Source organism: Collinsella aerofaciens (assembly GCF_015560135.1).
In the GTDB taxonomy this organism is placed as follows: domain Bacteria; phylum Actinomycetota; class Coriobacteriia; order Coriobacteriales; family Coriobacteriaceae; genus Collinsella; species Collinsella aerofaciens_AN.
Genome location: NZ_JADMRH010000011.1, coordinates 59604 through 69538 on the forward strand (window position 1 = coordinate 59604; position 9935 = coordinate 69538).

Annotated in this window: 11 protein-coding genes; 4 read left to right on the forward strand and 7 right to left on the reverse strand. The window is 58.9% G+C overall.

The genetic code is table 11. The features are described from left to right. Positions 1-48 precede the first annotated feature (48 nt). The 6 genes from I2H19_RS06190 to I2H19_RS10120 all read right to left on the reverse strand — a co-directional run bounded on the left by I2H19_RS06190 (position 49) and on the right by I2H19_RS10120 (position 4757). Positions 49-813 (reverse strand): ChbG/HpnK family deacetylase, encoded by a 765-nt coding sequence (locus tag I2H19_RS06190; RefSeq protein ID WP_195622005.1) that lies wholly within the window; start codon positions 811-813, stop codon positions 49-51. 64 nt (positions 814-877) lie between these two features. Continuing rightward, the gene (locus I2H19_RS06195) at positions 878-1423 is read right to left on the reverse strand and encodes a metallophosphoesterase (protein ID WP_195622008.1); all 546 of its coding nucleotides are present in this window, start codon (positions 1421-1423) and stop codon (positions 878-880) included. 66 nt (positions 1424-1489) lie between these two features. Then, on the reverse strand, positions 1490-1669 hold the full coding sequence (locus tag I2H19_RS06200; protein WP_195622011.1) for a hypothetical protein: 180 nt from the start codon (positions 1667-1669) through the stop codon (positions 1490-1492). 423 nt (positions 1670-2092) lie between these two features. Continuing rightward, positions 2093-3472: an aldehyde dehydrogenase gene (locus I2H19_RS06205; protein ID WP_195622012.1), complete on the reverse strand. Its 1380-nt coding sequence runs from the start codon at positions 3470-3472 to the stop codon at positions 2093-2095. Between the two features lie 8 nt (positions 3473-3480). Next, positions 3481-4296, reverse strand: a complete 816-nt coding sequence (locus I2H19_RS06210; protein ID WP_267489801.1) for an iron-containing alcohol dehydrogenase — start codon at positions 4294-4296, stop codon at positions 3481-3483. Next, complete coding sequence (locus I2H19_RS10120) at positions 4200-4757, reverse strand: iron-containing alcohol dehydrogenase (RefSeq protein ID WP_411266901.1); 558 nt, start codon at positions 4755-4757, stop codon at positions 4200-4202. The genes I2H19_RS06210 and I2H19_RS10120 overlap by 97 nt, the downstream gene beginning before the upstream one ends. A gap of 131 nt (positions 4758-4888) precedes the next feature. On the opposite strand from I2H19_RS10120, the gene I2H19_RS06215 reads away from it, so the two are divergent. Continuing rightward, the gene (locus I2H19_RS06215) at positions 4889-5782 is read left to right on the forward strand and encodes a DUF5131 family protein (protein WP_195622013.1); all 894 of its coding nucleotides are present in this window, start codon (positions 4889-4891) and stop codon (positions 5780-5782) included. A gap of 157 nt (positions 5783-5939) precedes the next feature. Further along, entirely contained in the window at positions 5940-6500 is a 561-nt protein-coding gene (locus tag I2H19_RS06220) for a ferritin family protein (protein WP_022094328.1), read from the forward strand. Positions 6501-6572: 72 nt separating this feature from the next. On the opposite strand, the gene pdxR is transcribed toward I2H19_RS06220, so the two are convergent. Continuing rightward, the gene (pdxR, locus tag I2H19_RS06225) at positions 6573-7988 is read right to left on the reverse strand and encodes a MocR-like pyridoxine biosynthesis transcription factor PdxR (RefSeq protein ID WP_195622014.1); all 1416 of its coding nucleotides are present in this window, start codon (positions 7986-7988) and stop codon (positions 6573-6575) included. A 145-nt stretch (positions 7989-8133) separates the two neighbouring features. On the opposite strand from pdxR, the gene pdxS reads away from it, so the two are divergent. Both pdxS and pdxT read left to right on the forward strand, forming a co-directional pair. Further along, a complete protein-coding gene (gene pdxS, locus I2H19_RS06230) occupies positions 8134-9024 on the forward strand; it encodes a pyridoxal 5'-phosphate synthase lyase subunit PdxS (RefSeq protein WP_022094325.1) in 891 nt (296 codons plus the stop codon). A 20-nt stretch (positions 9025-9044) separates the two neighbouring features. Further along, entirely contained in the window at positions 9045-9632 is a 588-nt protein-coding gene (gene pdxT / locus I2H19_RS06235; RefSeq protein ID WP_195622015.1) for a pyridoxal 5'-phosphate synthase glutaminase subunit PdxT, read from the forward strand. Positions 9633-9935: the final 303 nt, after the last annotated feature.

Consider the following 9935-nt stretch of genomic DNA (forward strand, 5'->3'; position numbering starts at 1 on the left):
CCAGATCCACCGCGAGGGTGCCTATCCCCTTTGTGGTGGCTTGGGTCCTTACAGGTCGCGGTAGTCGATCAGGCGAAGATCGGATTGAGACTCAAGCCAAGCGCGAAGCTCGGGGTCGATCAGCGCATCGACTTCCTTGGTGCGATCGGTCGTAAGCGAGCTGTTCTCCAAGATAAAACGATCGAGATAGCCCGGATGGCACACAAAGACGACCGTCTCGCCGTCCGCCATCTCGCGAACCGTCCGCATAATCGAGTCCTTAGGTTCGTAGCCCGGCTCCATCGAGTGCATCACCATGCGCAGGTCGGTGGCGCCGCATCGCACAACCGCCGTGGGGTCGAAGCTCGCCTTCTGTTCCTTAAGGCCCAGTTCCTGAGCAACCGCCGAGATCGCTCGGTTAAGGTTTTTGCTCATGACGGCATGGGCCTCAAAGTAATCGGGTTCGCGGCCCACAATCTCTACAAAGCGGTCATGCTGCGCGCGGATCTCGATGCAGGCCTCATCAAAGTCGATCAGTTCTTCGCCGCGCTTAAAATGCTCGCGGAAGGTACGGCTACTATGGAACTCACCGCTCTCGTTGAGCATACTCGGAATGAGCTCCGGGTCGGCACACGGCTTGCCCAGGCACACGTTGGTATGCTGGCCCACCGCAATGCCGGCGTCCGCCACGAGCGACCAGCCACGCTCGGCCTCGGGCATATTGGGCATCAAGCCCGCCGAGCGCACCAGACCCTCATTGATGCTGCGGGCAATCCCCAGGTTAACGGCATACGAATAACCGATATCGTCGGCACGAATGAGCAATTGCTTCATAGCGACTCCAATCTATGCAAGGACCACCACAAAGGTGCCTGTCCCCTTTGTGGTGGTTTGAGGGCTACAGTCCAAAGAAGCCGAGAATCTGGTCGCGGCTAACGGGCTTGTAGTTGTTGGCATCGAGGCCAACGTCGTAGCGAAAGATAGGGCGCTCGCGATCGCGATTGCGCGCGTTGGTGCGGTCTCCCCTGCTGTGAATGTGCCCGTGCAGCATGATGGCGCCGCGCGCCTTGCCATTCCAGCTGAGCATGGGGTAATGGCTCATTACCAGGCGATGGCCCTTAGCGTAACCGGGGGCGACCTCCAGATAATCGCGCACCTCATCCCAAATGTGCGGCGCGTCCGGATCTCCCCAATCGCCATCATGGTTACCACGGATGAGCGTCACGTTCTGGCATTCGATGCGCTCGCGCAGGCGCGCTGCCTCCGCCATGGGCAAACGATACGTAAAGTCTCCCAGGATATAGAGGCGGTCGTCCACAGCCACGCACTCATTGATGGCATCGATGACCTTGCGGTTCATCTCCTCGACCGAATCAAACGGTCGATCCATGTCGTGCAAGATATTCGTATCGCCCAGGTGCAGATCGGCGGTAAACCACATCATCGTCTATGCCCCCATTTCGCAGCGCGTATAAGACCTGTTTAGTATACAGACGCGGCGATGAGACAGTCACCCAAAGAGCCCGCCGAACAGGCCTCGGCGACGCTTGTCCTGCTTTTTCGAAGCGTCATCCCGCGCCTTCTTGCCCTGCCGCTTCTTACGGTCCTGCTCCAACTCATCGTCATCGAGTAGCATATCCCACTCAAACGGATCGTCTGTCAGATCGAACAGGTCATCGTCATCAAACACGTGCGCCTCCATTACCGATTAGCGAGCATCCACAACATAGTTGAGAAGTCTACGGGCCCGTGCGGACACAAATTCATCCCGTCCGCGTCTTTCAATCGCTTGCCGCAACGCTTGCGCGGCGGAACGCTTACAGCTAAGATAGGGACACGGATGGCACCCGTGGCTGCGGGTCTTGCCAACTCCGATACACGTTTTCATCGTGAGAAGTGGCCGTCTTCGCTTACGCGGGGGCGGCTATTTCATTCGGCCGATAAACAGGCCGAGTTCGATAGCCGCGATCAACAACGCCAATAACGAAATAACATCGCTTACGTTCATACCAAATCCCTTCTAAAGGGAGTTGGCCCATCCGTGCTCCATAGCAGTAGTCTAACGCAAAATGCGGGCAATAGGAACATCTGTTCGTATTGCCCGCACCCTTTTCTAATGCACAAACATGCGCACGAACTTATGCTTCCAGTTTGCATAAGGAGCGTAACGGAATGGCACGTCCAGCCACGTTGCCTTGTTCACGATGCTCTTCTTGTGGCTAAACGTATCGAAGCTCTCGCGTCCATGGTACTGTCCCATACCGCTCGCACCCATGCCGCCAAAGCCCATATGGCTCGTAGCCAGGTGCATGATCGTGTCGTTGACGCAGCCGCCGCCAAAGGGCACGTAGCGCACAAAGCGCTGCTGAACTGCGCGGTCTTGGCTAAAGATATACAGGGCCAGCGGCGTCGGACGATCCGTAATAAACGTCTCGGCCTCGTCTAGGCTCTCAAACGTCAGCACCGGCAAGATGGGGCCGAAAATCTCCTCCTGCATCACGGCGTCATCGGGGGACACGCCGTCCAAAATCGTCGGCTCGATCTTGAGCGAAGCCTCGCGCGCGGCGCCTCCAAGCACGACCTTATCGGGATCGATCAGCCCGCGCACGCGCGCAAAATGCTTGGCGTTGACGATATGCCCGTAATCCTCGTTATCGAGCGGATGCTCTCCAAACATACGGCGGGCCTCTTCCTTGATGAGACCCAGCAGCTCGTCGTGCACGCGCGTATCGACCAGCAGGTAGTCGGGCGCCACGCAGGTCTGCCCCACGTTGAGCCATTTACCAAAGGCGATACGGCGTGCCGCGACCTTCAAGTTAGCCGTCGCATCCACGATGCAGGGACTCTTTCCGCCCAGCTCAAGCGTCACGGGTGTGAGGTTTTTACTTGCACGCTCCATGATGAGCTTGCCGACCGGAACGCTACCGGTAAAGAAGATCTTGTCCCAGCACTCATCGAGCAACGCTTCGTTTTCGGCACGCCCGCCTTCGACGACCGTCACCAAGCGCGGATCAAATGCCTCTTCACAGATTTGCTTGAGCACCGCGCTCGATGCCGGAGCATAGGCACTCGGCTTGATAACCACGGTGTTACCCGCGGCGAGCGCGCCGGCGAGCGGCTCGAGCGTCAGCAAAAACGGGTAGTTCCACGGAGCCATGATGAGCGTGACGCCATAGGGCACGGCTTGCGTTTTGCACACGCTCACGGCGTTAGCGAGGTCGCACGGACGCAGGCGCGGACGACTCCATCGCGCCACATGAGCGATCTGATGACGAATCTCGGAAAGCGACGTGCCGATCTCGCACATATAGGCCTCGTCATGCGACTTGCCCAGATCGGTCTTGAGCGCATGGGCAATATCGGCCTCGTGGGCCCGCACCGCATCGCGTAAACTCACGAGCGCACGACGTCGAGCATCGACATCAAACGTGGCGTGCGTCTTAAAAAAGGTGCGCTGGTCGCCGACGATGCGCGCAATTTCCTCGGTGTTCATGGGCCCTCCTAGTTCTCGCCCTCAAACATACCACCTGCAACGACTTCGTACATATGCTCGAGCTCCAAGCGGTCCATTAAAAGCGGAACGGGGTACAGGGGATTGGCCTCGGCATCGGCATGCGTCGCCATCTCAGGAATGTCGGAGCGGCGAATGCCCGTCACATATTTGGGAGTGTCCAAGGCGATGTTCATTCGATCGACCCAATCGATAAAGGCCTCGGCCGCCAGGCTATCCTGCGCGTTAGCCGGCGCGATACCGGCCATGCGGGCGAGATCGGCGAGTTTAGGAGCAGCGGCTTCGCCATAGGCACGAAGCATGTGCGGCAAGATGATGGCGTTGGCCAAGCCGTGGGGAATCCCGTAACGCCCGCCCAGGCTGTGCGCGATGGCATGGACGTATCCAACATAGGAGCGCGTAAAGGCAACACCCGCTTTATACGCCGCCGAAAGCATATTGCGGCGCGCACGCATGTTCTCCCCGTGCTCATAGGCCTCGAGCAAATTGTCGTGGATGAGCTGCACCGCCTGGCGCGCCATCTTGCGCGTATAGGGCGTGGTGCTGCGCCCGATAAAGGCCTCGACGGCATGCGTCAGGGCGTCCATGCCCGTTTGCCCCGTAATGGAGGCGGGCAGGCCGCGCGTAAACTCGGGGTCGTGCACCGCATAGCGCGGGATCAGCACAAAGTCGTTAATGGGGTACTTGTAGTGCGACTCGTCATCGGTAATTACCGCCGCAAGCGTGACCTCGCTTCCCGTGCCTGCCGTGGTGGGAACGGCGATGAGCAGCGGCAGGCGACGATGAATGCGCAGCAGGCCGCGCATCTTGTTGATGGGCTTGTTTGGCTGCGCGATGCGTGCCCCACGCCCTTGGCGCAGTCCATGGCCGAGCCGCCGCCAAAGCCGATAATGGCCCGGCAGGCGTTCTCTCGATACAGGGATGCTGCTTCCTCCACATTCGAGACCGTGGGGTTCGCACGTGTTTCGGCATAGACCGCAGCGCTAATTCCCTTGGACGCGAGCGCTGTCTCGAGCGGTGCCGTGAGCCCTAGACGGGCAATGCCGGGATCCGTCACGATAAGAACATGCTGTATTGAACGCTTTTGAAGCACCGCGGGCACATCCTCGGCGTGCTCCAGAATGCGTGGCTCGGTATAGGGCAGCACCGGCAATGCAATGCGAAAAACCGTTTGATACGTTCGGCACCAGGCACAACGGGCTAGATGCATAAAGGAAGCTCCCTCATTTGTTGATGGGTCAACATTTGCTCGACCGATTGTACTCATCGAGGAGCGCAGGCAACCTGCCAAACGTCAATCAATCAACATCTTCATATTGTTCGGAGCTGCCTGGCGTCATCCGGTGTTAGTCTTTCAGGGTCCATTGGATTCACGTCCGCCGCAAAGGAGGCGCAAAGGTGCATGACATCTGGAACCCCTGGCATGGCTGCACGCGCGTCAGCGAGGGATGCGACAACTGCTACATGTATTACATGGACGGGCAACGCGGTATCGACCCTTCCGTGATTAGCAAAAGCAAGTCGGGCTTTACCTATCCCCTCCAACGCCGCCGAGACGGTAGCTACAAAGTTCGCGCCGGCGAGCTTATCCGCATCTGCATGACGAGCGACTTCTTGTTGCCCGAGGCCGATCCCTGGCGACCAGAAGTATGGGATATCATTCGCCAGAGGCCCGACGTAAAGTTCTTCATTCTGACCAAACGTCCCGAGCGTTTTTGCGACTGTCTGCCCAGCGACTGGGGCGATGGCTGGCAAAACGTCATGCTCAACGTAACCTGCGAAAACCAGCGCAGGGCAAATGAACGGATTCCCCTCCTGCTCGCCACGCCGGCAGCACACCGCGGCATCATGTGTGCGCCGTTTATTGGAAGCGTGTCGGTCGAAAAAGCCGCCCCCGGTAGCCTTGGAAAGCCCGATGGGATCGAGCAGGTCATCGCAGGCGGAGAAAACTACGCAGGAGCTCGTCCCTGTCATTACGAATGGGTGCGCAATTTGCACACTGAATGCGTGGCAGCAAATGCGACGTTCGCTTTCATCGAAACCGGAAGCACCTTCGTTAAGGACGGGCGATCATATCACCTTCGTGGTAAAAATCTGCAGAGCGAGCTGGCATGGAAATCGGGTCTACAGCATCGCGGCCGCCAAATCGAATGGGATCTAAGGGATCCGCTCGGCTTGGAAATTCCCAGTTCGGAGCTTTGGGATCCGCCGTATTTTGAGTGGTGCGAAACCTGCGGAAGCAAGTTCATCTGCAACGGCTGCGTCCGCTGCGGGCTATGCGGACGCTGTTAGACGGAAGCGGTTAAATTGTTTTATTAAAAATCATTCCTAATAGGCTTCACATTTGGTTGCATTTATGGATAATAGAACTCGTCAAGACGCGCGTCCGGAGAGGGCCCTTACGGGACCGGACAAGCGCCCCATCGCCATCGATCGAAAGGATCGAATCATGAAGTTTGTTTGCCCCGTTTGCGGTTATGTGGAAGAGTTCGACGGCGACCAGCTGCCCGAGGACTTCAAGTGCCCCCAGTGCGGCGTTCCCGGTTCTCGATTCCTGAAGCAGGAGGAGGGTCAGCTCGAGTGGGCTGCCGAGCACGTCGTGGGCGTCGCCAAGATGGAGGGCGTCTCCGAGGACATCGTTGCCGACCTGCGCGCCAACTTTGAGGGCGAGTGCTCTGAGGTCGGTATGTACCTGGCCATGGCTCGCGTCGCTCATCGCGAGGGCTATCCCGAGATCGGCCTGTACTGGGAGAAGGCTGCCCACGAGGAGGCCGAGCACGCCGCCAAGTTCGCTGAGCTCCTGGGCGAGGTCGTGACCGACTCCACCAAGAAGAACCTCGAGATGCGCGTTGAGGCCGAGAACGGCGCCACCGCCGGCAAGACCGATCTTGCCAAGCGCGCCAAGGCCGCTGGCCTCGATGCCATCCACGACACCGTGCACGAGATGGCTCGCGACGAGGCCCGCCACGGCAAGGCTTTCGCCGGCCTGCTCAAGCGCTACTTCGGCTAAGCCAGCTGCCTGAGACATAACCTCCAGCCTACTGAGGCCCGGACCACACGGTTCGGGCCTTTTTTTATGGCTTTATTGCAGCTGATTTTGCAGGGCGTCGAGCGTCTGGGGGCTCAGGTCGTCGTATTGGACGAGGACACGGCGCGTAGTCCTCTGGATCGTCGTCCGATCGTTTGCCCATAGGCAATCGTCAATGTTGACGTAAGGGATGCCGACATCGGTGATAGCACGAATAAGGCCATCCCCCACCTTGTCGCTTGCCGGCGCCAAAACGCAGTAAAGACCCGCATCCGCATGCTCAATCGACACCTCTCCTGCCGGAAACGCCTTCCGTACAAGTGCCACCAGGCCATCACGCGCCTCACGAGCACGAACGCGCACGCGGTTCACATGTCGCTCGTAATCACCCGATTCGAGCAAGCGCGCCAACGCCACCTGATCTACGGAGCTGACCGACGAGGCGTAGAAGCCCAGCTCGCGCCTAAATCGTTCCATGAGCTCATCGGGAAGGACCATGTAAGCCAAGCGCAGAGCCGATGACAGGCTCTTAGAAAAAGTGTTGGTGTAGATGACCGATTGGGCGGCATCAATCGATGCAAGCGCAGGGATCGGCTTGCCAGCAAGGCGAAACTCGCAATCGAAATCGTCCTCAATGAGATATCGACCCGGCCGCTCGGCAGCCCAGCTCAGGAGTGCGTAGCGACGTGCGATGCTTGTCACCAGGCCGGTCGGATACTGATGGGACGGCATGAGGTGAAGAACGTCCGCCCCGGCATCGAGCAGCTCGCCCAAGTTAACGCCCTCACCATCCAGCGGAATATGCCGCACCTTACAGCCCATGGCCTGATAGATGCGCGTCAGACGCAAGTAGCCCGGATCCTCGACGGCGTATATCTTGTCCGCGCCAAGCAGCTGAACCAACATCGTGTCGAGCAGCTGAGCGCCAGCACCGATGACGATATTATCGGGATTGACGTTCATACCCCTCGTCCCGCGAAGATGATGCGCGATTGCAAGCCGAAGCCGAGCTGTGCCTTGCGCGGGGGCGGGCGAGAAGATTTCACGCTCATCTTCGGACGTCAACGTCGCCCGCAGAGCACTTTGCCAGAGGCGTGCGGCTTCCAAGGCGGAGGGAGAGAGCGGGGCGAATTGCTCAGGCTGCTCACCAGCATCATGTGCGTTAGAGCCTGCAGCAGCGGAATCTCGATCGAGCTCTGTCTCGGCCGAAGCCAGGACCGGGGCATCCGGAAGCTCGCAAGCGTAATAGCCGCGGCGAGGCTTTGAGCAAATATAGCCCTCGGCGACCAACTGGCTATATGCATTCTCGATTGTAATGACACTGATTCCGAGATGACTGGCAAAGGCGCGCTTTGATGGCAGATGTTCACCCGATGCAATGCGCCCGGCAACGATATCATCTCGAATTTGCTGGTAAACGTACTCATAGAGCGATGCTTCGCCGCGTTGTTCCAAATTGTAGTCAAGCATGAGTTAGTCACCTGACCTTATCGCGCCATTCAATCTGATATTAGTCTGATCTTATTATTATCTCTAAAACTGATTATTCCGCCATACCCAGCTCCCCTATAGGATGTTCCGTCAAGCAATGCACATGCCAACCAAGGGAGCAACCATGGCAGAACAGACCAGCAAGGCCGATCGCGTCAAACTCAACCGCGAGCTCGCGCAGATGCTCAAGGGCGGCGTCATCATGGACGTCACCACGCCCGAACAGGCACGCATCGCAGAGGAGGCCGGCGCCTGCGCCGTTATGGCGCTCGAGCGCATCCCGGCCGACATCCGCGCCGCCGGCGGCGTATCGCGCATGAGCGACCCCAAGATGATCAAGGGCATCCAGGAGGCCGTCTCCATCCCCGTTATGGCCAAGTGCCGCATCGGCCACATCGTCGAAGCGCAGGTGCTGCAGGCCATCGAAATCGACTACATCGATGAGTCCGAGGTGCTCTCGCCCGCCGACGATGTCTATCACATCGACAAGACCCAGTTTGACGTGCCGTTTGTCTGCGGTGCGCGCGACCTGGGTGAGGCCCTGCGCCGTGTTGCCGAGGGTGCCACGATGATCCGCACCAAGGGCGAGCCGGGCACCGGCGATGTGGTCCAGGCCGTGCGTCATATGCGCAAGATCCAAAAGCAGATTCGCGACGTTGTGGCCCTGCGCGACGATGAGCTCTTTGAGGCCGCCAAGCAGCTGCAGGTTCCGGTTGAGCTGGTCCGCGAGGTCCATGCCACGGGCAAGCTTCCCGTCGTGAACTTTGCCGCCGGCGGCGTGGCGACGCCCGCCGATGCCGCACTGATGATGCAGCTGGGTGCCGAGGGCGTCTTTGTGGGCTCGGGCATCTTTAAGAGCGGCGACCCCGCCAAGCGCGCCGCCGCCATCGTCAAGGCCGTGGCAAACTTCACTGACGCCAAGCTCATCGCCGAGCTTTCCGAGGATCTGGGCGAGGCCATGGTGGGCATTAACGCCGACGAAATCGAGATCATCATGGAGGAGCGCGGACGCTAGTCCGGCAGAAAGGATCGCACATGAGCGATTACGCAGACCAGACGGTCGCCGTGCTGGCGGTCCAAGGCGCCTTTGCCGAGCACGAGGCGAGGTTGTCCGAGCTAGGTGCACATTGTATTGAGTTGAGGCAGGCGGCTGATTTGAAGCAGAACTTTGACCGTCTGGTTCTTCCTGGCGGCGAGTCCACCGTTCAAGGGAAGCTGCTCGATGAGTTGGGCATGCTTGACGAGATTCGCGAGCGTATTGTTGAGGGCATGCCCGTGCTGGGCACCTGCGCCGGTCTGATTCTGCTGGCTCAAGACCTTGCCGCCCATGACGATAAGGGCACGCCACGTCTGGCAACCATGGATGCGCTCGTTGAGCGCAACGCCTACGGTAGGCAGCTCGGCAGCTTTCGAACCAAGGGGCAGGTGACCGGCATCGACGGCGAGGTACCGCTGACGTTTATCCGTGCACCCCGCATCGTCAAGGTCCACGGCGACGCCAAGGCCTTGGCCGAAGTCGACGGTCGAATCGTCGCCGCCCGTCAGGACAACCAGCTCGGCGTAACCTTCCACCCCGAACTCGACGAAGACACACGCCTCCACGAACTGTTCCTACAAATGTAGGTAGAACTAAAACGAAAGTGGATAATCTTCCACTTTGAGCCTGAATATGAGCTCAAACCGGGAGATTATCCACTCTCATTTTTTGGTGCAAGGAGTGTCCCTTACTGCCGGCAGAGACGATATGAGCAGGACATAAAAACATTGAGAGCCCCTGCTGCATGAAAGACCGCGGATTAGGCCGACAATGGTGAGTGTCTAATTCAGCCGCGGCGGCCACGCCGCATTCATGGAAGGGGCTCCCATGCTCGATACTACCACCTTCGTCGGCCTCGACGTCCACGCCCGCTCGATAAAGGCAGTCTC